The sequence below is a fragment of the Salinimicrobium sp. TIG7-5_MAKvit genome, from assembly GCF_049569215.1.
Taxonomy (GTDB): Bacteria; Bacteroidota; Bacteroidia; order Flavobacteriales; family Flavobacteriaceae; genus Salinimicrobium; species Salinimicrobium profundisediminis.
On sequence record NZ_CP145903.1, the window covers coordinates 2,084,681 to 2,108,739 of the forward strand.

The window sequence follows — 24,059 nt, forward strand, 5'->3', positions numbered from 1 at the left end:
TTTTTTAAGGTATAAGGAATAGTGTATAAGGAATATTAAGTTTATATAAAATATCTATCTCTTAGCCCTTATCCCTTAATCCTTGCATTAATGTGCTTCCAGCCAGTTTTCTCCCAGGCCAAGCTCTACTTCCAGGGGTACTTCCATTTTAAAGGCGTTCTCCATTTCATGTTTCACCATTTTTTCAATGTCCTGCAATTCGGGACGGTACACATCAAAAACAAGTTCATCATGAACCTGTAGCAACATTTTTGTCCGGTAATTGCCCTCCTGTAGCTTTTCGTGGATATTGATCATGGCTAGCTTAATGATATCGGCGGCGCTTCCCTGTATAGGGGCGTTTACAGCATTCCTTTCGGCTGCACTCCGCACCATCTGGTTACGGGAATTAATATCCCGCAAATACCTTCTTCTGCCAAGCACTGTTTGCACATACCCATGTTCGCGGGCAAATTCTACCTGTTCACTAATAAAATTCCGAAGCTTTGGATAGGTCTTATAATAAGTGTCTATAAGTTCTTTTGCTTCTCCTCTTGAAAGTTCGGTTTGATTGCTTAATCCAAAAGCCGAAACTCCGTACACAATTCCGAAGTTCACAGTTTTTGCATTGCTACGTTGCTCCCGGGTCACCTCTTCTATAGGTACATTAAAGACTTTTGCAGCAGTAGAAGCGTGAATATCCTGATTCTGTTGAAATGCAGAGATCATATTATCTTCCTGACTCAAAGCTGCGATAATTCTCAGTTCTATCTGGGAATAATCTGCCGCCAGTAAAATATGGTCTTCATCTCTTGGAACAAAGGCCTGTCGCACCTGTCGTCCCCTCTCGGTACGGATTGGGATATTTTGAAGGTTGGGGTTTGTTGAGCTCAATCTTCCGGTAGCCGCGACCGTTTGCATGTAATCTGTATGCACTCTGCCCGTATTCTCATTTACCTGCAGGGGTAGGGCATCAATATAAGTGTTCTTGAGTTTTACGAGTCCGCGGTAGTCGAGTACCTGTCGCACTATTGCATGCTGCGGCGCCAGGGCCGATAGAATTTCTTCGCCCGTAGAATATTGTCCCGATTTTGTCTTTTTTGGTTTCTCTACCAGTTTCAGTTTTTCAAATAAAATGATACCGAGCTGTTTTGGGGAGCCTATATTAAACTCTTCTCCTGCGGTCTCAAAAATGGCATTTTCGAGCTGCTTTATATCTTTATCTAATGCTTCGGAAAGACTCGCCAAAAAGTCTTTATCCAGTTTTATCCCTTCCAGCTCCATATCGGCCAGCACCCGTACCAGCGGAATCTCAATCTCATTGAAAAGTTTTTCAGTATTGGCCTCCTTTAATTCAGGTGTAAAATGCTGCTTCAGCTGAAGGATCACATCGGCATCTTCAGCACTAAATTCGGTTTGCTGTTCCAGCGAAATATCGCGCATAGATTTTTGGTTCTTTCCTTTTCCCAGCAATTCTTCCACAAAAACGGGAGAATAATTTAAGTAGGTTTCAGCAAGTACATCCAGGCTGTGGCGCATATCGGGGTTGATAAGGTAATGCGCGATCATGGTATCAAACAGCGGCCCTTTGAACCTGATGTTGTATTTGGCCAGTACTTTAATATCGTGTTTTAAGTTTTGCCCTACTTTCTCAATGTCTTCAGCTTCAAAGAAAGGACGGAGTTTTTCCATGACTTCCTGTGCTTCGGCCCAATCTTCGGGTACCGGAAGATAAAATCCTTTTCCGGCTTCCCATGAAAATGCAACACCAATAATTTCTGCGGAAAGAGGGTTCGTTCCGGTGGTGGTGAACTCAAAACAAACGCATTTTTGCTTCATTAAATTCTGAAGGAAAAGCTCCATTGCAAAACCGGAATTTACGCTTTGATAAACATGAGGTACATCTTTAATGGTCTTTCGTCCTGAAAATTTCTCCACGCTTTCGGCTGCTTCGGTGCCAAAAAGGGAAAATTGTCCGGCTCCTGCTTCCCGTTCCTGGGCTTTTGCGGTAGCTGTGCTGGTTACCTGGGTAGGCCTGGCTGTTTCTTCTCCCGAAAACAACTTCAAAAATTGCTCTTTTAGACGCCTGAACTCCAGTTCTTCAAAGATCTCCTGCACCTTTTCGGCATCGGGTATAGAAAGTTCATAATCTTCAGCGTGAAATTTCACATCACAGTCGGTCATAATGGCGGCCAATTGTTTAGACATCATACCCTGTTCGGCATGGGCCTCCACTTTTTCTCGCATCTTTCCTTTGAGCTTGTCGGTATTTGCCAGCAGGTTTTCCATGCTGCCAAACTCTTTCAGGAATTTCTTGGCAGTTTTTTCACCCACTCCCGGTAGTCCCGGAATATTATCTACTGCATCGCCCATCATTCCGAGGAAATCTATCACCTGCTCGGGGCGTTCTACAGCAAATTTCTTTTGTACTTCGGGGATTCCCCAAATTTCAATGCCGTTACCCATGCGGGCCGGGCGGTACATAAAGATGTTTTCAGAAACAAGTTGCGCAAAATCTTTATCGGGCGTTACCATGAAGACTTTATAGCCTTCTTTTTCTGCCTGTTTTGCCAGGGTGCCAATAATATCATCGGCCTCACAGCCGGGCAGCACCACCACGGGAATGTGCATGGCTGTTAATATCTCCTGGATGTAAGGAATAGCTTTTAAAATAGGTTCGGGCGTGGCATCGCGGTGCGCCTTGTAAGCCTCAAACAATTCGGTGCGGGCAACACTTCCTTCCTTGTCAAAACACACGGCCAAATGATCGGGCTGTTCCCGTCTTATTACATCAAACAGGGAATTCATAAACCCCATAATTGCCGAGGTGTCAAGACCCTTGGAGTTCACAATGGGATTGTTGATAAAAGCGTAATATCCCCTAAAAATCAGGGCGTAAGCATCGAGAAGGAATAGGCGTTTTTGTTCGGGCATGAATTAAATTTTAAGAGGATAAATTTACGAAACTTAAATGAGTATTAAGGTGGTCTTTGCAGGAGTGAGGTTTATGTATTCAGTGTTAATCCAATAGTAGTGAATTGTAAGTTTAAAGCCAATAACCCTGCGCCCTCAAAAAAGTATGCCGGTATGCTTTTTCTGAAAAACATACCGGCACAACGCTTTTTTATCTATAAACTTCAGGAGTAACCTGACTTTTACACGGATAATTCTCTGTTCCTGTTTCTAAATCCGTAGAAAAAGATGTATCCGTAACATAACATTACCAGGATAAGGGCAAGATTAAATCCGAAGGAATCTGTAAGGTATCCAAAAGCAGGAGGAATAATGGCACCACCCACAATCATGGTACACAATACACCCGAGCCCTGTGGTTTGTTGTCGCCAAGCCCGTCAAGTGCAAGACTAAAAATGGTGGGAAACATGATAGAATTGAACAGCCCTACCGCGATAAGCGTCCACATGGCTACTAGCCCCGTGGTAATATTTGAAATGAATACCAACCCAATAGCACAGACAGCAAAGGTGCTCAACACCATTGCCGGATTAAGAATTTTAGTGAGATAGGAACCAATAAAGCGACCAATCATGGCGCCGGTCCAATAGAAGGTAACAAAAACACCCACTACGGCCATATCTGTAGACGTGGTAACGCCCGAAGACAGGATCCATTCGGCAAGGGTTCGCATAAATGGCGTTTCCCGAATCACGTCGGGCAGGTTAAGAGTCAGGAAATAATTGACCATATATGAACCTATCGCTACTTCGGCACCCACGTAGAAGAACAATCCAAAAGCTCCCATAATAAGATTTCGGTCTTTAAGAACTACGCCATAATCATTAGAAGCTTCGGTATCTGTTACCTTCGGAAGGTTTACAAAAAGGAATACCAGGGCGATAAGGATGATAAAAATTGCAATTCCCACGAAAGGCGTTTGTACGGCTGCAGCTTCCGAAGCATAGTATTTTACCTGTTCAGCTTCGGTCATGTAAGCGATCTCTTCTTTGGTCATCACCTTGTCGCTTAAAATCAAGAGAGCTCCCAAAGCCGGCGCGATAGCAGTTCCCAGGGAATTAAAAGCCTGCGAAAGGTTAAGACGGCTGGATGCAGTCTTTGCCGGGCCCAGTATAGTTACGTATGGGTTGGCTGCCACCTGTAGGATGGTGATACCACCCGCCAGTATAAAATAACCAAGCATAAATACTCCAAACACGCGGTAAGATGCCGCAGGCCAAAACAGGAGGCATCCTGTGGCCATGGTGAAAAGCCCCAATACAATCCCTTTTTTATATCCTATTTTGGAGAGCAGCCAGCCCGCCGGAATTGACAATAAGAAATAGGCGCCAAAAAAGGCAAATTGAACCATCCCTGCCTGGAAGTAAGAAAGCGTAAAGACTTCTCGTAACCTGGGGATTAGCGAGTCAACCAGCACGGTAATAAAGCCCCATAAAAAGAAGAGGACAGTAAGAAAGATAAATGCGGTACGATAGGATTTTTTTTGTTCCATTTTTAAATGTAGGGTTTAGTAGGGATGTTTGCTTGTAGTTGCCTTTTTTTGCCACACTTCTCTTAGCGCCAGAAAACGTTGTAGCAGCAAGGGCCGAAAAAGATATTCCCCGGTGGGGGTGTTGTAAAGACGTTGACAAAATGCCATTTTTGACAGGTTAGCGCAATCAATATAAAAAGAAACTGTAGTTGCTTTGGTTGCACCACGTGAGGTGTTCTTTATAAAATGATGTGTTTTCAAATTAGCTAAAGCACAGTTAAAGAAAAATCTGCCGTAAATGTATGAAAACTGATCCAGAAATTGGGTGCCTGTAAAGCTGCGCCTGTATGAGAATGCTCAGGTTTTAAGCTGAAAATTTATCGGTCTGGTTAAGACCATTTTACAAGCTCGGAACATATATTTTTGCTGAAGTTAGGCCGATGCAATTCTCTTCCACAGAAATTTTGTACCAGATCATTACATTTTAAAACTGCTGAAGTACTTACTTATGCAAAATATTAATTGTGCTATAAATGAAAGATTTGGCAGGCCGCAACTTTTGGCAGGGCTTTCGCAGTACCTTTGCAGCTTAAAAATTTTTACATGCGCTGGATCATTTTTGTAATTATTTACGTCATTCTCGATATATACGCATATCAGGCTTTTAAAACCGTTACCCGCCATTCCTGGATCTACCTTATCTATCTCGCCCTTTCCCTGGGGGTTTTGGGATATTTGCTGTACCAGTTCAATGTGCCCGAAAAACAGGGGCTTACCGGGGCGCGTAGTTATGCGATTGGGTTCTTTCTCGCTTTTTTTGTGCCTAAACTTATCCTTTTTGTGCTTTTATTTGGCGAAGATCTGGTGAGGTTGGTGGTGAGTGGCTTTCAAAAACTGGCACATTCAAATGCAGATTATTCATTGCCGTCTCGGCGTAAGTTTGTGAGCCAGATAGCCATGGGGATTGCAGCCATTCCTTTCGCTTCGCTGCTCTACGGAATGTACCAGGGGCGATACAACTATAAAGTCTTAAAGTACGTTTTACATTTTGACGACCTGCCTGAAGCATTTGACGGCTACAGGATCACCCAGATAAGCGACATTCACTCCGGAAGTTTTGACAATCCTGAAAAGATCCGCTACGGCATAGATTTAATTAATGAGCAAAAGAGCGATGCCGTGATGTTTACGGGAGACCTGGTGAACAATACAGCATCTGAAATGGACCCGTGGAAGGAAGTTTTTTCCACCATCTCTGCACCCGATGGTGTTTTCTCGGTACTGGGAAATCACGATTATGGTGATTATGTGAACTGGGAATCTGCCACTGCAAAAAAGGCAAATTTGGAGGCTCTTAAAGGAGTGCATCGGGAGATGGGCTGGAACCTTTTGCTTGATGAACACAAGAAAATTACCCGTGGCAGTGATGCTATTGCAATTGTGGGAGTAGAGAACTGGGGTGCCGGTTTTAAACAGGTGGGCGATCTTGAAAAAGCAGCCAGGGAACTTTCGGGAGACGAATTCAAGATCCTCCTGTCGCACGACCCTTCTCACTGGCAGGAAAAGGTGAAGAAAGATCAAAAGAAATTTCATCTTACGTTAAGCGGACATACCCACGGAATGCAGTTTGGAATAGAAATTCCCGGCTGGTTTAAATGGAGCCCGGCACAGTACAGGTATGAACACTGGGCGGGTATCTATAATGAAGCCGGACGTTTTCTTAACGTGAACCGTGGCTTCGGATTTTTAGCTTACCCCGGAAGGGTAGGTATTTGGCCTGAAGTTTCAGTAATTGAACTTCGGAAGGGGCCAAAACCCGCATAAAACAAACTTTTGACTATATTTGAGAAAGGCTGCAGGAACTCATGTTTTTGCAGCCGACTATAAATTTCAGGTATATGTCGAAATTTGGAGAATTAATCGATTTGCAGGTGCCGGTCCTGCTGGAGTTCTACACCCACTGGCATGAAGCTTCCGAAGCTATGAATCCGGTTTTAAAAGATGTTGCAGCGGCATTGGGCGACAGGGCCAGGGTCATTAAAATTGATGTTGATAAGAATTCTGAACTTGCTGAAGCTTTGCGAATAAAAGGCCTGCCCACGCTAATGATCTATAAGGAAGGGGAGATGAAGTGGAGGCAGAGCGGTGAACAGGATGCCAACACGCTGATAGGCCTCATTAAAGAATATGTATAAAAACAGGTTCCAAAAATGCCATTTTAGAGTGACATTTTTGGAACCTGTTTTAGTTTTGTTCGGCTTTACTTCTGAAGGAAACTGCTTCAAATAGTTCTTCAGTTCATGAAGATGGTTTCCGCAGAAAAACGCAAAGCAACGGGGGAAGTTTATAAAACCACTGCTACAATAGTCAGATCTGCGCTACAAAATCTGAAAAGACCTGCTTATGGCGTTCAAGATCAAGATCTGGCGATACAGAAACCCGCGCAATGTAGTCTTTATCGTCTTCTTTAGTAGTTCCCTGGGTAGATGTTGCAGGAATGGTCCAGTAACAGCCTTTTAATTGACCATAGCTCACGCAGTACTTGCTCTCATTGGGGATCTCGCTAATCATCATGCCGATAAGCTTTTGATTTAATGCCCTTTTATAAGTTTCCCTTTCTTCGGGAGTGTCGCCTTTTGTAGGAAGATCAAGTGAAAATACCGACGGGGTGAATCCCTGGCTCGCAAGCTCTTCTGAAACAAAATTTATTTTTGCCCCGGGTAAGGCTTCGTGGATGTAATTGACAAATTCCCGTGTGTTTTTGTAAGCATCCTTGATCCTTTGGTTCATTGAAGGAAGTTGCTCAGCCAGTATTTCAACCTGAAGATGGGTAGCCTCATTGTCACAAAGTTTTAGATGCCTGTCAATTTTATCAAGCAACCCTTCGGCTTTTTCATTGGCAACACAATAGCCCGCAGTACATTTTCCGCCACTGGGGAATTTTGAACCACTCACATAAGAGATGACTCGCGTATTAGAAAGAATGCCATCTTTAGCCGGGAACTGCACATTTGGGCAGAAGGTTTGGTCTAAAATAAAAACAGGGTCAATAGCAGGCTGGCCATTTGCGGTTTCGCGTGCTTTCCCGAGAACTGCCTTTAGGTTATCAAGATTGGGCACTTCTACTCGTGGATTGGTGGGAATTTCAGCAATAATATAAGGAACGGCATCCTGCTGTGCGATCTTTTCTAAAACCGCATCAATGCTGTCTACCATATTGTTGTCTCCGTCAACAAGCAGGTCAACGATCTCGACCTGGTCAAGGCAGGCGGCGACCCTTCTTGCCTGGTCGTTTGTGCCGCCATAACAGTTAGGTGGCACAATGAATTTTATGTCTTTTCCCGGATGTTTTTCAAGAGCACTGTCAACAAGCCCCATCATGATAGCGTACTGCATAGAAAGCCCAGATGACGCCAGTAAGGCCGGAGAACCGGTAGCGGTAATCTCTTTGATCGACTTTAGCACACTGGCTTTATTGACTGCAAGATCATTTTGTGAGCGTTTATATGGTTTCCCTGTTATAAGCTGTAAGGCAGCAAAAGAATCGGCCGGGGTCATGGCTATTGTTTCCCTTCTTCGCACATGCTGAATTTCGGAGACGTAATCGTCATTTTGATCTCCATTTACCAGTAAGATACTGCCAAGCTGTGGATGGATCTGGATAAAAAAGTCGACCGTAGCCGGAAGGTCAACAGTACCAAAATCCGTTTTTTGGGAAATGAGGATTGTACTGCCATCAAATTCAGGGATTTCTTCCAGATTGTTGATCTGCTTTAATTCGAAGTTATATCCGTAAACCCGTCTAACAACATCGGCATCAAAAAAGCCTGGTAATTCTTCAGTATAAAGAATGCGGGTGTTCTTCTTGGGGAAAAGATTTTTTCTGAGCACGGCAAGCATGGGAACTGTCCTGGATGAAAAACTGATCACATTTTGTGGCTTTAGATCATTCAGGCGGGCAATGGTCCATTCAAGGATACTGGACAGTGGATGTCCCAGCCGGATATAATCAAAAGCGGTAGGTAGGGCACTAAGTGCTTCTTTTTTTGAATTATTATTCTGGTATAAATTTTCGAACTGTCTTAAGAACTGGGTTTTTGCCTGTTCTTCATTGTAGATGTCCAGCCTGTGGGTAGTGAGTGTTACCCAGTCATTGGGCATATTTTTTAAAACTGCTTCAAGGTAATTTAGCACGTTTTTCTCTTTCATGGTCTTTACTTTCAAATGGACCTGCAAGATAGACCGAATTGGACTTATTACAAAAGAGATGATGCAGAATTGTTACTCCTGTTCCCGGGCCAAGATGAAGACAATCTTCACTATCTGCATGTCTTTTCGAAGAAAATACAGCGCTTTTTCAGAAGGAAAATTATGCGTTCGTTGTAGATGTACTGACTTCGATGCTTTGTATCGGCTTAAAATCAGTGAGAAATCTTTTTCCTAAAACTTCCTTTTATTAAAGCAATCACCATGAGCCCCAAGCCTAAGCCTTCAATAAGGCCAATTGCAAAATCGTATTTTTCAGAAATATTTATAAAGTGGCTCACCAGTTGGGCGATTGCGATGATAAATATTCCTGCAGAAATGAGTAGTAGCGTTCTGGTTCTGGTTAATTTGTTCACTTTTGATGGTTTTGAATGTGGTACTTCTAGTTATAATATGCTGTTACTGGCAGAGAGTTCCCGGTTTCTTTATTCTAGAATTCAGTTTTGGAATTGTCTGCATCTACAAATATTCGAAGCTGCTATATAAAAGCTGAATTACTGATGTTTCGGCATTCTCCACTTGCTGTGTAAGGGACTCGGCTTTGACGGCTTAGCATTTTGTTGTTGATCAAGTTAATTATTTTCTTACTAACTGTGCCGGCGATTAACCGTTGTGCCTGTTGCACAAGATACCAGAAAATGCTAATTTTCTGATATGCAAGGCAAGAAAAATTATCAGGAAAAACTCTTCACTTCCTTCCGTCTTAGTGACCGGATTCCAAAAGAAAATTTTTACAGACGTTTAAAAGAAGCCCTGAACCTGGAGTTTCTTTATCCCCTTACCCAGAAGTTTTATGGAGATAGCGGGCAGAAAAGCATCGATCCGGTGGTCTTTTTCAAGATCTGCCTGGTGGGATACCTGGAGAACATCACTACGGATCGTGGAGTCATGAACCACTGCGCAATGCGGTTGGATATCCTCTATTTTTTAGGCTATGATGTAGACGAAGAATTGCCCTGGCACAGTACGATAAGCCGTACCCGCCAGCTTTTCCCTGAAGATATTTTCGAGGAAGTCTTCACCAAAGTTTTAAAGCTTTGTATTGATGCAGGACTGGTAAGCGGCCATACACAGGCAATTGATTCGGCCCCTGTAAAGGCCAATGCTTCTATGGACAGCCTGGAGATCAAAGTCCCGGCAGAAGACCTCGAGGAGCATCTTTCTAAAGTGCGGGTACAAAGCAGCAGAGACCGAAAGGCTAAAGAGAATAAAGCTTCTGAAGAACAGCAGAAGATCACAGCAAGTAAGAAAGAACTCCAGGAAATAAAGAGCCGGAACAAAAAATGGAGTCAGGACCAGGACATGCGCCCCGGTGCCAAAAACAAAGGCAGCAGGTATACCAGCAACAAAACACATTACAGCCCCACCGATCCCGATGCCCGGATTAGTGTAAAACCCGGGAAGGCCAGAAAACTGAACTACCTGTGCAACCTGGCAGTAGATATTGAAGCACACGTCATTACTTAAGGAACCTGAATTTTGCTCACAGCCAACCGAATCTATAAAAGAAAAACCGCTTAAAGCGGCTTATTGGTATCAGGAATTTTCGAAATTAACGGCTTGCGCAACGGTTACCGTTGTTGTGCTGCGTTTCTATTCCGATGCTCTTTAAGGAAATATTATTTACTTGAACAAGTTTTGCAGCAATACACTTCATCAATTTCTGATTAAAGATGACAAGGTTTTTTCCTTTAGGATGTAAAGAGCTTTGAAACCTTATTCCTTTTGCTCCTGTAAAAACCTTTATAAATTCACATATGAATTGTGTAGGTATATATTCAATTTCACTATCGTACCGACGCATTGGTTTTGATAAATCACTACTAATTTTTTCTCTTAATAATTTACCTTTTATTGTTTCATTCACTCTTTCAGGTTGAAAGAGATCAGTATCTTCTGTGAAATCGACAATTTTAATTGACTCAATGGAGTTGAGCTTGAATTCTCCAATTGTTAATTCATCAAGGTATGAAGCTCTAACCTCGTAAAGAACTGTTTCTTCGTTGTCACTTAGATAAAGAGTAGGAATACCTAATGAGTTAGCTCTACCACCATTAACTTTTTCTTTAGGTGGACAATTCATTTCATTTTTCTCAAAAGCTTTTTGACCACTTGTATGATGTACTCTAGCTCTATATAAAGAAATATCATTTCCAAGCTGATACTGAGTGTTGAAAAAGCCATCCCAACCCAAATCTTCTGTTAAATGGACAATGTCGGTTAAAAATCGTTTTTCCCATTTCAATTCTTCCTTTAAAGTTTCCCAATAGGATATATTATCTAGGATGTCCGAAATGTAGTTAACCTTGAAGTCGGCATTTAATATTGTGGTATTTAGCTTAGGAAGAAGATTATTAAGAATCTCTGAAGCAGATTTATGATTCGAAAATAAACTCCAATTACCTTGAATTTTGTTTTTGAACGATACACCTGATTTATCAGGTTGATAATTATCAACTAATTCTTGAAAGAAATCTTGGAGCTCATCTAATTGAATTATATACTCTTCCTTATTGTTACAGATATCACATTCTCCTGTTTTTTCAAAGGATCCGATATATCCTATCAATTCCTTATCAGAAAAGCATTTTGCACATACATTCATTAATCTAAAGATCTTAGATAATTTGCGACTACAATTAGATGATTCTTAATGGATATTTTTTTTACCATACCTAATCCAGGATAATGGCCTTCATCAAAATACTCTTCAAGTTCAGTTATTGCTGAATTTTCTAGATGTTTGGCACGGCAGTATTCAACAGCCTTTCTCGCTGCTTCTCCAAATTTTCCTTGAACATCAGCAATTGTATCATTTGAATTAGATGTAAAATGTCTAATCCAAATTTGATTTTGATCATTCATGTAGGTAAAATGAATTACTACAGCTCTCGGTGTACTTCCACCTTCGATAAAATTGCTAGGTAAAATTGTGTAATCAGAAAAGCCATTATAATTATCATCGGAATAATATTTATGTTCTTCTGAAAATCGGTGAGATTCTATTGGTAAGAAATTACTGTTTCTTGGCTCTGGTTCAAATAAATCGTCTAGTCTTATGAAATCTATATCAAGCCCTTGAAGGTATCTTTTTAAATCTCTGTTTCTATCTGGATCTTCAATAACTACTTTCGTTACTGCCCCTAGTTCTAAAATATCTCTGAAACCTTGATCTGTTGAAAGAATTTCATTTGTTCCTAGAATCATACAATCACGGAGCTGATATTTTTCAATTTTATCTAGGATGTAGTTTCTATTCGTTCTATAATGAAATGCAGGTCTGAAAGAACATTCATCTAACTCATTAAAAAAATCTAAATAAAACTCTGTATCTCCTTTTTTTTCTCCCACTTCAGGATTAAGAATCAGATAATTATTTAGATTCGCTGCGTAAAAAATTCTATTAGCTAAGTTTAAACTATTTAAACTTTGTTTTACAGGTTCGATAATTGAAGATACGTAACCTTGGAGTTGATTCTCTTGACTTAGTTCCCGTAAAGCTATTAATTCAAATTGACGTCCTCTTAGAAAAGGATAATACATACTAGATTTGGATTGGTTGCTTTAAATTTTCGATGAGATTTTTTTTCTCTTTCTTCTTTAGTTTCAAAGCTAAACAAATTTGATTTAATTCTTTGTATGTATGTGCGGATAGAATTTGATCTAACTTTCTTCTCTTTATTTCCTCTAAATACATTTCATTTAGTCGTACAATTGGTATTGATTTAATTAATTTAAAACATACCTTATATTGATTGAAACTATTCATTTTTGGAAGGTCACCATAATAATTTTTTACAATCCTTTTGTACTCTTCTGTATTTAATATCTGCATTAAAATAGCAGGTTTTAAATTCTCTCGATATTCTGCTTTATTGAAAAATTCGAATTTATCTTTACTTTGAAAATCGAATAATATAATACCAACCTTCTTGGAGTATTTTCTGTAGGAACTTAATTTTGACTTAGGAATGATTAAATATGTCTCATTAAAAACTTCCTTATAGTTTTCAATTTGTACTTTCAATCTTTGATCTGAATCAAACTCTGTTTTGATTTCAAAAGCTTTTGAAACCCCGTTGAACATCGCCAAATCAGAAACAGATCTTCCAATTCGGAATTCATTAAATATAATCGAATCAGATTTACCTAATTCTTTTATAAGCCAATTCGTTAAAAAGGAATTTTTTAATACATATTCATTTTGATAATGTTTTTCGAGAACTTTATAAGAATGCTTTAAAAAACTGGAATAGGAATTAAGGGCTGAATTTGGAATTTTCTTGTGGTGTCTATTGATTTTTAGATCAATAGATTTGAAATCTCCTTTGAGTATAGAAAGTGCTTCACTTCTAGTGAAAATTGTTGAGTAGTCACGTAAAAGATTAATGTCCTTTTGATTCCCAGAATTCATAAAGCAAATTTACTTCAATTAATTTAGAAAATTTTATTGGAAAATACTTTTTCATAGAAATGCACCACAATATATTATACCTCCCACTAATATAGCTGTTTATCAGTAATATGCTGTGGCGGTAGCAACAGGTGGTCTTCTTCTAAGTCAGATTTGAAGATTTGCTTTACCATCACATCTAAGGGGCTCTCAATTTTCAGGATGTCTTTTCGGGAGACATGAGTGTAGATCATGGTAGTTTCGGGTTTTGAGTGACCCAGTAGCTCTTGTATGTAACGTATGTCTACGCCGTTCTCCAACATATGTGTTGCATAGGAGTGCCTTAGGGTATGCGGGGTAACCCTTTTTTTGATCCCGGCACGGCGGCAGGAGTCGGCAAGAAATGTTCTTATGCTTTGCGGGCTGTAAGCTCCGCCGTAAAGGCCTTCAGCAAAAAAGACACGGGGAACATAGGTGCTAAGGTAGTTCTTCAGCAATGGCAACATACTTTCGGCCAGCACCACCATCCTGTCCTTACGACCTTTCGAATTCTTTACAAATATTTGCCGCCTGTGAATATCTATATGAGCCAGCTTAAGATTGAGCAGCTCTCCAATGCGAAGCCCGCCCGAGTAGATCATGGCCAAAATGGCGCGGTATTTCAGGTTCCTGGTGGCCTGCAGCAGCTTCATGATCTCCTGGCTGGAGAGCACCACCGGTAAATACCTGCTTTTAGAAGGTCGCTTGATTTCGTTGACATCAATATGTTCAGTATCGTAAAGCTGTAAAAAGTGTTTTAGGGCACTTATGCACTGCCTGTGGGTGCTAAGGGCATAATTTTCGGCTGCAATGTACTGCTCTACAAAAAGCTCAATATCCCGTTTTCTTAATTCTGAAATCTGCCTGTCTCCAACGTAGTGTACAAACTTCAGCACGAAACTATAATAGGTGCGTACGCTGCTTTCACTAAGGCGCTGACCTCTTAGGTAATTCACGTATTCATGCATGATCTTCTTCTGGGCCGGGCTGAATTCCAACACAGGTTGTGGTTGTTTGGCTTCCTTAGCCGGCAGCTTAAAATTTTGAAGTTCGCTGTAATCAACAAATATTTTGCCCTCGCGCAGTTTGTTGTAAAGCAGCTGTTTATTGTCTGGCGTGAAAAGGCTGTAAAAGCAACTGTGGGTGCGGGTCCATTTCACAACGTCAAGCTTCTGTAATTTGGTTTTTATTTCCTGGTCAAAAGGGAATTTTATACCTATCTGCCATTCGTTCCGGTGAAAAAGGGGAAACAGGTTAACTATTTTCATGCTGCTCATTTTTAGATAAATATAATCTAAAAACAAACTGAATTCTGAAAAATATCGCTGTAGTTATCTTTATTTCAGTGCTTTAAAGGAGTAGCCCTGCTTCTGAAAATGTTCCAGCACCTTTGGTAAGACTGCTTTCAGGTTTTTTTCGGCCTTTATGCTGTCGTGGAAGACGATAATGCTTCCGGGTGCGGCATTTTTCAGTACGTTCTGAAGGACTTTTTCTGAAGAGAGCCGCCGGTCATAATCCATACTCACGATGCTCCACATCACAACGCTGTAACCTTCCTGCTGAAGCTTTTTTGCCTGCACATTTCTGATCTTCCCATACGGGGGGCGAAAAATGGCATTTTTGAGACCTGTTTTCTGCGGAAGTTCTTTTTCTATCACCTCCTGTGCCTGCCGCACATTTTCGAGATAGGTTGCGACTGAAGTTCTCCAGCCATTCAAATGGTTGTGGGTGTGGTTTCCAACCGTATGGCCTTGCTCAACCACCATCCTGAAAATATCGGGATGTTTGCCCACATTGTCGCCAATACAGAAAAAACTCGCCCGGGCGTTGTACTTTTTAAGCTGGTCTAACACCCAGGGCGTAATTTCAGGAATAGGACCGTCATCAAAGCTGAGGTAAAGGCTTTTCTCCCGGGTGGTAACATCCCATATCCTTTTTGGATACAGAAGTTTTATCACCCGGGGTATACGCTCCCTCATTCTGCTCTTTTAACGGCTTTACAGCGAATCCCTGATCTCTTGCTGAAGCAGCTCTGCTTCCCCGGCAGGGATTTCTTCGGGCGTTTCTTCAGGCCTTGCGTAGAAGTGCTGGAACAGCATTAGGTACTGGTTGAATTTATCGGCCTCTTCCCGGGCTACTTCTTCAGTATCATTAATAATCAACAAATCTACAAGGCTTCTATACCGCTCAATGTCTGTAACTATTTCATTGCCCCGTGAGAATTGCCTGTCCAGCTCAAGGGAACTGAAATAGGTGAGGTTCTCCTGGTACTTTTTCGCTACCTGTTGCCACAACTCTCTTGCCTTTTCCTTTTGGCCTACTTCATAATAACCCTGTATAAAAGGTTCAAGTAAGGTGTAGTATTCAAAATGTGCTACAGGCATTTTTTCCATCGCAAGATCCATAACCTCTTCTGCCCGTTGCATTTTTCCTTCATTCATCAATGCTTCAGCAAGACGTGCAAGGTTGCTGCGGTATGTAATGGCATTTTTGCGGGTTTCAGGATCATAATATAAGCCCGGATCTCCCGAATTACCCCAGTACCAGTTCATCACGATGTCGTACATCTTATCGGCATCTAAACGTCCCATATCAAACGGGTTCCGCGGATTCACCGGAGTCTTAATAGGAACCAGTTTGTAGGCCACCCCATCCAGTTGCAGGTAATCTTTCATCCACAGGTAATCGTCATCTCCAAAGCTTCCGCCGGTAAAGTAGATTGGGCGTTTCCAGTCGTTGTTGGCTACAATATCAAGCATCAACAAACGGTTTTTGTATAAGATATCTTCGTTGAGCTCAATCACGATCTCATCTACGATCTCATCAGCATTTTGCGGTTTTACAATACCGTATTCCAGCACGTTTTCCCTGTTCACAGGAATTCTCACATGTTTGGTAGGGAAGGTGCTCACACTTTGGCCACTCATAAGATCTGCTTTGGTGCGGGGATCATCGCTGGCAATCCAGTTCATCCAGGTTTGAATGTTCATGGTATCCTGGGTTACAGGTTGAAACCACACAGCATCTCTTGTTCCATAGGTGTACTGCTCGTGAACAAGCTGCCCCGGAATGGGTTCACTTTCCCATGCCTGCCGTTTCATCTGGTCAATATACCAATCGGTCATGAACAGGCTGGTATTCACTATACGCACATCTGTACGGTAGCCTTCTACCTGCTGGGCATACCACAGGGCAAAAGTGTCGTTGTCTCCAATGGTGAAGAGTATAGCATCCTCGTCAAGGCTGTCAAGGTACATTTTGGCCATGGCCAGGGCGGTATAACGATCGGCCCTGTTATGGTCATTCCAGTTCTCACTTGCAAGTACTGCAGGTACTGCGAGCAGGGAAGCCGTGACCACAATGGGTACTGCGATCTTTGGTTTCAGGTAATCTTTAAGGATGTCAAAAAGGGCATAAACCCCAAAGCCTATCCAAATTGCAAATACGTAGAAAGAACCTACCAGTGCATAATCTCTTTCCCGTGGCTCAAAAGGTCGTTCGTTGAGGTAAATTTTTAACGCAATACCCGTAAAGAGGAAGAAAACGAGCAGCACCCAAAAGTTCTTTTTGTCTTTTGTATACTGAAAAACGAGCCCCAGCACTCCTAAGATCAGCGGAAGGAAGTAATAAGTGTTTCTTGCAGGATTATTCAGTGCGTCTGAAGGAAGCTGATCCTGATTTCCCAGGCGGGCTTCATCAATGAAGTCGATCCCGCTTATCCAGTTTCCGTTCTGGTCGGTATATTTTCCCTGAACGTCGTTTTGTCGGCCTACAAAATTCCACATAAAATAGCGCCAGTACATGTAACCCATCTGGTACTCAAAAAGGTAATTGAGGTTGGAGCCAAACGAAGGTTTTTCTACATCAAGATATTCCCTGAAGCGGCGTAAAAAACTGTTGTATTGCTCGTAGTCTACGTTCCCCTGATTAAAGTTCCGTTTAAATTCATTTACAGCGGCAATAAGCTGCTCTTCTTGCTGATATTCGGGTTTGATGGTGAATTCTAAAGGGCCGGTGAATTCCATGTAATTTGAAGCATGTTCTGTACTCCACATACGCGGCAGTATGGCCTTGTGATCATCATCTGTATTCTGTTTCGCGTTTTTGTAGTCGTTTACAATAACGTATTTTCCGGCAGCCTCGTCTTTTTCGTATTTCGGCTTATCGTCAATGTAAGGATTGTTCTCATCCAGACCGCTGTAGATCTCTGTAAATTGTGGGCCGTAGAATAAATGCGTTTCGGGGTACTGTTCCCGGTTGTAATAAGCCAGCAGTTCACGGGCGTTGTTTGGGTTATTTTCGTTGATCACCGTATTGGCGTTCGCCCTAATAGGCAGCATCAGCCAGGAGGAGAAACCAATAAAGATGAACAGGATGCAAAGCAGTAAGGTATTTAGCTGAAAGTATTGTTTTTGCCTGGTGTATTTTATTCCGAAGTAAAAAGCAGCAATAAGCACAAGGGCTGTAAAAATAGTTCCCGAATTGAACGGAAGCCCCAGGGTATTGACAAAGAAGATCTCTGTAGATGAAAATAAGTCAAGAGAATAGGGCAGCAGCAGCTTAAAGATGAACATAAGCACGGCGACCACTACCAAATTGGCAACGATAAAATTTTTGACGGTGATCTTTGAAAAGTTCTTGAAATAGTAAAGAAAACCTATGGCGGGCAGGGTGAGCAGCCCCATAAAGTGCACCCCAAAAGAAAGCCCTATGATAAAACTAATGAGGATAACCCAGCGGTTGCCGCGAGGTGCGAACATATCGCGTTCCCACAGCAATCCCAGGTAAAACAGGATAGACATGAGGAAGGTTGCCATGGCGTAAACTTCAGCTTCCCCGGCGTTGAACCAGAAACTATCGGTAAAAGTAAAGGCAAGAGAACCTACAGCGGCACTTCCAAGAACAGCAGCTTTTTTGGCCGCAGAGATCTCAGAGACGGGTCCGCTTATCTTGAGCACTAAAAGAACAATAGACCAGAACATGAACAGGATGGTGAATGCGCTGGCAAAAACCGACATTAAATTCACCATGTAGGCTACCTGTGAAGGTTCACTGGCAAAAATGGAGAAAAACGCACCCATCATTTGGTAGAGCGGTGCCCCGGGAGGGTGGCCCACCTCGAGGTTTGAAGAAGTGGCAATGTATTCTCCTGCATCCCAGAAACTAAGCGTGGGCTCAACAGTTAACCAAAAGGTAGTAAGTGCTATGAGAAAAACCACCCAGCCAAGAATTTTGTTCCACCGGGTAAAGTTAAAGTCTGTCATTTTAGTGAGTTTGAGAACAGTGGCGAATTTAAGAATAATTAAATTATTGTGGGAAGAACGCATTTTAAAAGAAGATATTTTGGTGCAGCACATGGTTTTAACTTCCCCGCTATTGCTCATGGAACCCAAAAATTTTCCAGGGAAGGTGTCAAAAATGCCATTTTTGAAGGGGCATGATTTGGAGGCGCAAAAAGAATTTCAAAAAAATATTTGTAGAAGTAAAAGTTTGTTTTAAATTTGCATCCGCATTACAGCAGTGGCCTATGGTGTAACTGGCAACACGTCTGGTTTTGGTCCAGAAGAGTCTAGGTTCGAGCCCTAGTAGGCCAACAAAGTAAATGTTAAACCGAATTGTGAAAACAATTCGGTTTTTTTGTTTTTAGAAGTATGGGCAAATAGCGGATCAAGAAGGATCAAGAAGGATCAAGAACAAAAGTTGTGGACTAGCTAAATAATGTAGTCAATCTGTACAGGAAGAATTCGATATTTTTTACTCCTCTAAACTGACTTCTAAAAGCTTTGATTTTAGCATTGAAAGATTCTGCAGAGGCATTTAAAACCTTTACTTCAGGCTAAAGACGGGAACTAATTCTTCTTTTTTCTTCCCATACAAAATGTTAAGAGGTAATATTTTAATACTTTTAGATCAGATTATTCCTACAACCAGCAATGGTGAGGAATAAATAAAAGACCAGGAGTCTTCTTTGTCCTAAAATGTAATTTTTTTTAAATGAAAATCCAGCACCTACTCTTCATCCTCCTAACAACATTGGTGAATAATGACACTTTTGCCCAGCAGAGCAACGAATGGGAGATTCCTTTGGCAATTGACAGGAACAAACTGGAAGGCCGCAGTGACTTCGTACTGTTTGAGTCGGCATCTAAAGCATTGGGGCGAAAAAGGGAATCCTCCAATCTTTACAAGAGTTTAAATGGTAAGTGGAAATTTAATCTTGTTAAGCATCCCAGTGAACGTCCTTCGAATTTTCATAAAGAAGATCTGGATGACAGTAACTGGAATGAAATTAATGTTCCTTCCAATTGGGAATTGGAAGATTATGAAATTCCTATCTATACCAATGTAGTATATCCTTTTCCGAAGAATCCGCCGCACATAGGATTTCCTTCAGATAAAACTACATCCAACGGAGAAGTCCTGAATTTAAATACTAAAGAAGGGGAGGAAGAGATCTACAATCCTGTGGGTTCTTATCGCAAAACCTTTACAGTGCCTGAGACCTGGACCGATAAAGAGGTTATTCTTCATTTTGGTTCCATTTCAGGTTATTCCCGAATTTTCGTGAATGGGAACGAAATAGGGATGACCAAAGCTGCCAAGACCCCGGCTGAATTTGATATCACTTCAGCTTTGAGAAAAGGAGAAAATCTTCTGGCTGTTCAGGTATTTAGATGGCATGATGGCAGTTACCTGGAAGATCAGGATTTTTGGCGTTTAAGTGGGATTGAACGTGACGTGCACTTACAGGCATTGCCTAAAACCACGCTATGGGATTATTTCATTAAAAGTGGTCTTGCTAATAATTACAAGGATGGAAATCTTGTTGTAGATGTAAAACTTCAGGAATTTGATAAGGGAGGAACAGTAAAGCCCCATATAAAATTCACTTTGCTGGATGCCGGGGGAAGAGAAATTTATTCTGAGACAAAACAGGTTTCAAAACATCAGAAGGAAGTTCAGTTCAAAAAAATAATTCCTTCCGTAGAGAAATGGAGCGCAGAATATCCTCACTTATATACTTACACTATCACCCTTTTAGATAAAAAAGGGGAAGAAGTGGTTGCGCTGGCTGGAAGAACGGGGTTTAGGGAAATTGAGATAAAAAATGCCCAATTGATGATCAATGGAGAGCCACAAACCCTAAAGGGTGTGAACCTGCATGAGCATCACCCTGTAAAAGGGCATGTGCCAGATCATCAATTCAATGTAAAAGACATTGAATTGATGCAGAAGAACAATGTCAATGCAATAAGAATGAGCCATTATCCTCATGATACCGGCATTTATGACCTGGCAGATGAATACGGGATGTACGTGGTAGACGAGGCAAACATAGAAACCCACGGCATGGGAGCCGAACACCAGGGAGGCTTTGATAAAACGGTTCATCCGGCTTTTTTGGAAGAATGGGCACCGGCACACTTAGAGCGCATGAAGCGAATGGTAGAATTCAACAAAAATCATCCTTCAATAATTATCTGGTCATTAGGCAATGAAAGTGGGAACGGCCCGGTATTCTTTGATGGGTATGACTGGATCAAAGAAAGAGACACCACAAGACCGGTACAATTTGAACAGGCCGGGCAGGAGCGCAATACCGATATTGTGGCACCAATGTACCCGGGTCTGGATTATATGAGGAGTTATGCTGAAGATGAAAGTAAAACCCGGCCCTTCATCATGTGCGAGTATTCGCATGCCATGGGGAATAGCAGCGGAAACTTTCAGGAATACTGGGATATTATCGAGAGCAGCGATCACATGCAGGGCGGATTTATATGGGACTGGGTAGACCAGGGTTTACAGGCAGAGACCGAAGATGGCCGCAAATTTTGGGCTTATGGAGGTGATCTAGGTGGCGGGCACCTTTATAATGATGGGAATTTTAATGCTAACGGATTGGTAAGTGCAGACCGTACCCCGCATCCCGCACTTCACGAGGTGAAAAAGGTGCATCAGAACATTAAATTTGAAAAGCAGGAAAATGCAATTCAGGTAAAGAATGAATTTAATTTTACTAATCTAAATGAGTTTGATTTTCAATGGGAACTCTTAGCGAATGGAGAAGTGGTGAAAACCGGGAAGTTTAATACTGAAGTTGCACCCAATGATTCTAAAGAGGTGAAAATCGAACTTCCAGCACCCGGTGATAAAGAATATTTCTTAAACGTTTATGCTTATTCAAAAAATGCAAGGGCGTTGGTTCCGGCGGGACATGAAGTTGCACGCGAACAATTCCGGTTAAGTAAAAATGACTTTTTTGAATCGGAAGATATTACTTCAGGTCAATTACAAATCAAGAGGGATGGTAATAAAATGGCGTTTTCAACAGCTATGGTTGAAGGAGTGTTTAATACAGGAACCGGAAATTTTGAAATTTATAAGCGTAAAGGTTTGAATAAAGCACCGATTGCTCAATTTCCTGAACCATTTTTCTGGAGGGCACCAACAGATAACGACTATGGGAACAGGATGCCCGAAAGACTTAAGGCATGGAAAGATGCAACTTATAATTCTGAAGTTACTAAGGTCGAAGTGGGTAAAAAGACTAAAGCAGGTCAGCCAATAACGGTTACTTATCACCTGGCAGGGGTAGATGTTCCTTTTTTAGTCAATTATTTAATTGAAAACAACGGAAATATTCAGGTTACCGCAACTCTTAATTCTGAAAAAGATCTTCCGGAAATTCCAAGATTTGGTATGCGCATGATCCTGCCGGGCAACTTTGAGCATCTGGAATATTATGGCCGTGGTCCCTGGGAAAATTATTCCGATAGAAATACTTCGGCTTTTTTAGGTGTTTATAAGGATAAGGTGGCAAACCAATTCACCTGGGAATATATAAGGCCGCAGGAAGCCGGATACAAAACCGATGTTCGTTGGATTTCACTTAAGGATAATTCCGGCAGCGGAATTAAAATCACCGGAGGTCAACCTTTAGGGTTTAGTGCGCTTAATATTTCTACAGAAGATCTTGATGCAGGAGAAAGGAAAACAGGGAGACACCCCGTAGATCTTGAGGTGCAGGATAAGGTATTTCTTCATATTGATTATAAACAGCGCGGTCTCGGCGGTGATAACAGCTGGGGCGCCTACCCTCATGAACCTTACAGGCTTGAAAATGACAGTTACGAATACTCATTTACGATTTCTCTGATCGAATAAATTTTTTCTGAAATTTTCAGGTGATAACAAGTTCAAAAATAATTTTACCCTTCTCTGTAAGAAGATTAGCCTTCAAAAAGGGTAGAAGTGACTATGATTTTTGGAAGGGAAAGCTCATTTTTCTACCCGCAAATGACTTTGTATGGATTTCTATATAATTAATTTAATAAAAATGTCATTTATAAATAGTAACCTCATAAAATTTGGGGGTAGGATTTCATTTTATCATAAAAATATAGTTTATCACAGTGATTTATAGGGGGTTGTGTCTTTTTTTATGTAAATTTAATCTCAATTTTAAATTTTGTTGCTAATAATTTGAAGTAACAGGGTGGTTATTTGAAAAGTGATATTCGGGAGGTGAAAAAGAGCTTTTTGGATTTAACTTAAATATTCATTCCCTTCAAAAAGGCTGTTCAAAAATGCCATTTTTGAAGGGTCATTCTGAAGAAAATTTCAGAAAAGAAGAAATTGTTTCGGCATAAAACTTAGAAAATATGACCACAACTTACGTAACCCAAAATGAGATGAGGTCGCTCTGGAAGACCTCGCTGGGAAAAATGATTGAAAGCTGCAGGGTAAATAAGAGCCTGCCTGGAGGTTTAGTGGAACTTATCAAGCACAATCTATTTGCGAAATACGCCTCCTACAACGCACATCTTGAGAAGATTGAGATTGGGGTGAATGAGTCGAAGCAAAGAGCTGTATCTTATCCCGAGATCACGGTGTATCAATTTCCACTTGATGAACTGGAGGATAAATTAACAGCTTCCTTTCAAACTACACGAGGAGATTTGGAGTTCTACGCACGGGTCTTCAAAGGGAAAGAGTTTAATGATAATATCTTTTTGCTCTAACCACCGGTTTTAAAAGATTGCGTAACTTCAGGGACGTAATACTGCACCAAATTCTGGTGCTGTGAGAACCTTTTAGCCAATCAAATTTAAAGCCTATGAAAAAGGGATTTTTAATAGATATGGATGGAGTGATCTATGGAAATGACACTTTGATCCCCGGAGCCGATAAGTTTATTGAAAAACTTCAGGAAATGGATATTCCATTCCTGTTTATGACCAATAACAGCCAGCGTACCCCATTAGATGCGGTGAATAAAGTTGCAAAAATGGGAATTCATATTACTGAGCAGAATGTATACACGAGTGCCATGGCAACAGCTTCTTTCCTCTCCTTTATGAAGCCCAGCGGCAGTGCATACGTCCTGGGGGAAGGCGGGTTGATTACCAGCCTCGCAAGGGAAGGATATAATCTTGTGAATCAACGTCCAGATTTTGTAGTGGTGGGAGAGGGCCGCAATTTCACTCTTGAAATGGTGAATTCGGCAGTAGATATGATCCTTTCGGGATCACGGCTTATAGCCACAAACCTTGACCCGTCCCCTAAAAAAACAGGCTGGACCAACCTGGGGATTCGTGCCGTAGTGGCCATGATTGAAGAAGCCACAGGGAAAAAGGCATTTTCGGTAGGTAAACCCAGCCCGGTAATGATGCGTTCTGCCCGCAAATATCTCGGACTTGAAGCAAAGGAAACTGTGATCATTGGAGATACTATGGATACAGATATTTTAGGCGGCGTGCAGTTGGGTTACACCACCATACTTACGCTCTCGGGAATTTCTACCAGAGAGAGCCTGAATGACTATGCCTTTAAACCCGACATTATTGTAGATTCAGTAAAGGACCTGGACCTTGAGGAGGTGTTTAACCTGCACAATAAGTCGTTTGCTTAGAAACAATGAAAACAAAAAAGCA

Annotated in this window: 16 protein-coding genes, 1 tRNA gene and 2 pseudogenes; 7 read left to right on the forward strand and 12 right to left on the reverse strand. The window is 41.4% G+C overall.

Annotated features, from left to right (window positions below):
• Window positions 1-87: 87 nt before the first annotated feature.
• The 3 genes from polA to V5739_RS09395 form a co-directional block, all read right to left on the reverse strand.
• Window positions 88-2,913: a DNA polymerase I gene (polA, locus tag V5739_RS09385; protein ID WP_423817947.1), complete on the reverse strand. Its 2,826-nt coding sequence runs from the start codon at window positions 2,911-2,913 to the stop codon at window positions 88-90.
• Between the two features lie 221 nt (window positions 2,914-3,134).
• Window positions 3,135-4,445 carry a sugar MFS transporter gene (locus tag V5739_RS09390; RefSeq protein WP_266067994.1) on the reverse strand — a complete coding sequence of 437 codons (1,311 nt, stop codon included), beginning with the start codon at window positions 4,443-4,445 and terminating at the stop codon, window positions 3,135-3,137.
• Between the two features lie 15 nt (window positions 4,446-4,460).
• The gene (locus V5739_RS09395; RefSeq protein ID WP_423817948.1) at window positions 4,461-4,685 is read right to left on the reverse strand and encodes a hypothetical protein; all 225 of its coding nucleotides are present in this window, start codon (window positions 4,683-4,685) and stop codon (window positions 4,461-4,463) included.
• A gap of 342 nt (window positions 4,686-5,027) precedes the next feature.
• On the opposite strand from V5739_RS09395, the gene V5739_RS09400 reads away from it, so the two are divergent.
• Both V5739_RS09400 and V5739_RS09405 read left to right on the forward strand, forming a co-directional pair.
• Window positions 5,028-6,248: a metallophosphoesterase gene (locus tag V5739_RS09400; RefSeq protein ID WP_423817949.1), complete on the forward strand. Its 1,221-nt coding sequence runs from the start codon at window positions 5,028-5,030 to the stop codon at window positions 6,246-6,248.
• Window positions 6,249-6,322: 74 nt separating this feature from the next.
• Window positions 6,323-6,619: a thioredoxin family protein gene (locus V5739_RS09405; RefSeq protein WP_266067991.1), complete on the forward strand. Its 297-nt coding sequence runs from the start codon at window positions 6,323-6,325 to the stop codon at window positions 6,617-6,619.
• A gap of 172 nt (window positions 6,620-6,791) precedes the next feature.
• Here V5739_RS09405 and V5739_RS09410 read toward each other — a convergent pair whose 3' ends face one another.
• Together V5739_RS09410 and V5739_RS09415 are read right to left on the reverse strand one after the other, a co-directional pair.
• Window positions 6,792-8,633: a cystathionine beta-synthase gene (locus V5739_RS09410; RefSeq protein WP_423817950.1), complete on the reverse strand. Its 1,842-nt coding sequence runs from the start codon at window positions 8,631-8,633 to the stop codon at window positions 6,792-6,794.
• Between the two features lie 212 nt (window positions 8,634-8,845).
• Window positions 8,846-9,046, reverse strand: coding sequence for a hypothetical protein (locus tag V5739_RS09415; RefSeq protein ID WP_423817951.1), 201 nt, complete (start codon window positions 9,044-9,046; stop codon window positions 8,846-8,848).
• A 298-nt stretch (window positions 9,047-9,344) separates the two neighbouring features.
• Here V5739_RS09415 and V5739_RS09420 point away from each other — a divergent pair.
• Window positions 9,345-10,154 (forward strand): annotated as a pseudogene (locus V5739_RS09420) (transposase); the annotation flags it as partial.
• Between the two features lie 88 nt (window positions 10,155-10,242).
• On the opposite strand, the gene V5739_RS09425 reads toward V5739_RS09420, so the two are convergent.
• The 6 genes from V5739_RS09425 to V5739_RS09450 form a co-directional block, all read right to left on the reverse strand.
• Window positions 10,243-11,295: an RES family NAD+ phosphorylase gene (locus V5739_RS09425; RefSeq protein ID WP_423817952.1), complete on the reverse strand. Its 1,053-nt coding sequence runs from the start codon at window positions 11,293-11,295 to the stop codon at window positions 10,243-10,245.
• The gene (locus tag V5739_RS09430) at window positions 11,295-12,233 is read right to left on the reverse strand and encodes a sce7725 family protein (RefSeq protein ID WP_423817953.1); all 939 of its coding nucleotides are present in this window, start codon (window positions 12,231-12,233) and stop codon (window positions 11,295-11,297) included. Before V5739_RS09430 ends, V5739_RS09425 begins: the two co-directional genes overlap by 1 nt.
• A gap of 1 nt (window position 12,234) precedes the next feature.
• On the reverse strand, window positions 12,235-13,104 hold the full coding sequence (locus V5739_RS09435) for a sce7726 family protein (RefSeq protein ID WP_423817954.1): 870 nt from the start codon (window positions 13,102-13,104) through the stop codon (window positions 12,235-12,237).
• An 86-nt stretch (window positions 13,105-13,190) separates the two neighbouring features.
• Complete coding sequence (xerA, locus tag V5739_RS09440; RefSeq protein WP_423817955.1) at window positions 13,191-14,390, reverse strand: site-specific tyrosine recombinase/integron integrase; 1,200 nt, start codon at window positions 14,388-14,390, stop codon at window positions 13,191-13,193.
• Window positions 14,391-14,459: 69 nt separating this feature from the next.
• A complete protein-coding gene (locus tag V5739_RS09445; protein ID WP_423817956.1) occupies window positions 14,460-15,101 on the reverse strand; it encodes a polysaccharide deacetylase family protein in 642 nt (213 codons plus the stop codon).
• 18 nt (window positions 15,102-15,119) lie between these two features.
• Window positions 15,120-18,386, reverse strand: a complete 3,267-nt coding sequence (locus V5739_RS09450; protein ID WP_423820463.1) for a protein O-mannosyl-transferase family — start codon at window positions 18,384-18,386, stop codon at window positions 15,120-15,122.
• Window positions 18,387-18,643: 257 nt separating this feature from the next.
• Between V5739_RS09450 and V5739_RS09455 the strand changes: the two genes are divergently transcribed.
• Window positions 18,644-18,716, forward strand: a tRNA-Gln gene (locus V5739_RS09455).
• A gap of 113 nt (window positions 18,717-18,829) precedes the next feature.
• Here the strand turns inward: V5739_RS09455 and V5739_RS09460 are convergent.
• Window positions 18,830-18,940: pseudogene (locus tag V5739_RS09460) on the reverse strand (ISAon1 family transposase); the annotation flags it as partial.
• 176 nt (window positions 18,941-19,116) lie between these two features.
• Between V5739_RS09460 and V5739_RS09465 the strand changes: the two are divergent.
• From V5739_RS09465 to V5739_RS09475, 3 genes are all read left to right on the forward strand, one after another.
• Entirely contained in the window at window positions 19,117-22,290 is a 3,174-nt protein-coding gene (locus V5739_RS09465) for a glycoside hydrolase family 2 TIM barrel-domain containing protein (protein ID WP_423817957.1), read from the forward strand.
• Between the two features lie 497 nt (window positions 22,291-22,787).
• The gene (locus V5739_RS09470) at window positions 22,788-23,147 is read left to right on the forward strand and encodes a hypothetical protein (protein WP_423817958.1); all 360 of its coding nucleotides are present in this window, start codon (window positions 22,788-22,790) and stop codon (window positions 23,145-23,147) included.
• Between the two features lie 95 nt (window positions 23,148-23,242).
• The gene (locus V5739_RS09475; protein ID WP_266067974.1) at window positions 23,243-24,037 is read left to right on the forward strand and encodes an HAD-IIA family hydrolase; all 795 of its coding nucleotides are present in this window, start codon (window positions 23,243-23,245) and stop codon (window positions 24,035-24,037) included.
• Window positions 24,038-24,059 lie beyond the last annotated feature (22 nt).

Excerpts from the sequence above, each read along its gene's own strand:
- polA (WP_423817947.1), bottom strand. The coding sequence starts at position 2,913 with ATGCCCGAACAAAAACGCCTATTCCTTCTCGATGCTTACGCCCTGATT.
- V5739_RS09390 (WP_266067994.1), bottom strand. The coding sequence starts at position 4,445 with ATGGAACAAAAAAAATCCTATCGTACCGCATTTATCTTTCTTACTGTC.
- V5739_RS09400 (WP_423817949.1), top strand. The coding sequence starts at position 5,028 with ATGCGCTGGATCATTTTTGTAATTATTTACGTCATTCTCGATATATAC.
- V5739_RS09405 (WP_266067991.1), top strand. The coding sequence starts at position 6,323 with ATGTCGAAATTTGGAGAATTAATCGATTTGCAGGTGCCGGTCCTGCTG.
- V5739_RS09410 (WP_423817950.1), bottom strand. The coding sequence starts at position 8,633 with ATGAAAGAGAAAAACGTGCTAAATTACCTTGAAGCAGTTTTAAAAAAT.
- V5739_RS09425 (WP_423817952.1), bottom strand. The coding sequence starts at position 11,295 with ATGAATGTATGTGCAAAATGCTTTTCTGATAAGGAATTGATAGGATAT.
- V5739_RS09430 (WP_423817953.1), bottom strand. The coding sequence starts at position 12,233 with ATGTATTATCCTTTTCTAAGAGGACGTCAATTTGAATTAATAGCTTTA.
- V5739_RS09435 (WP_423817954.1), bottom strand. The coding sequence starts at position 13,104 with ATGAATTCTGGGAATCAAAAGGACATTAATCTTTTACGTGACTACTCA.
- xerA (WP_423817955.1), bottom strand. The coding sequence starts at position 14,390 with ATGAAAATAGTTAACCTGTTTCCCCTTTTTCACCGGAACGAATGGCAG.
- V5739_RS09445 (WP_423817956.1), bottom strand. The coding sequence starts at position 15,101 with ATGAGGGAGCGTATACCCCGGGTGATAAAACTTCTGTATCCAAAAAGG.
- V5739_RS09450 (WP_423820463.1), bottom strand. The coding sequence starts at position 18,386 with ATGACAGACTTTAACTTTACCCGGTGGAACAAAATTCTTGGCTGGGTG.
- V5739_RS09465 (WP_423817957.1), top strand. The coding sequence starts at position 19,117 with ATGAAAATCCAGCACCTACTCTTCATCCTCCTAACAACATTGGTGAAT.
- V5739_RS09470 (WP_423817958.1), top strand. The coding sequence starts at position 22,788 with ATGACCACAACTTACGTAACCCAAAATGAGATGAGGTCGCTCTGGAAG.
- V5739_RS09475 (WP_266067974.1), top strand. The coding sequence starts at position 23,243 with ATGAAAAAGGGATTTTTAATAGATATGGATGGAGTGATCTATGGAAAT.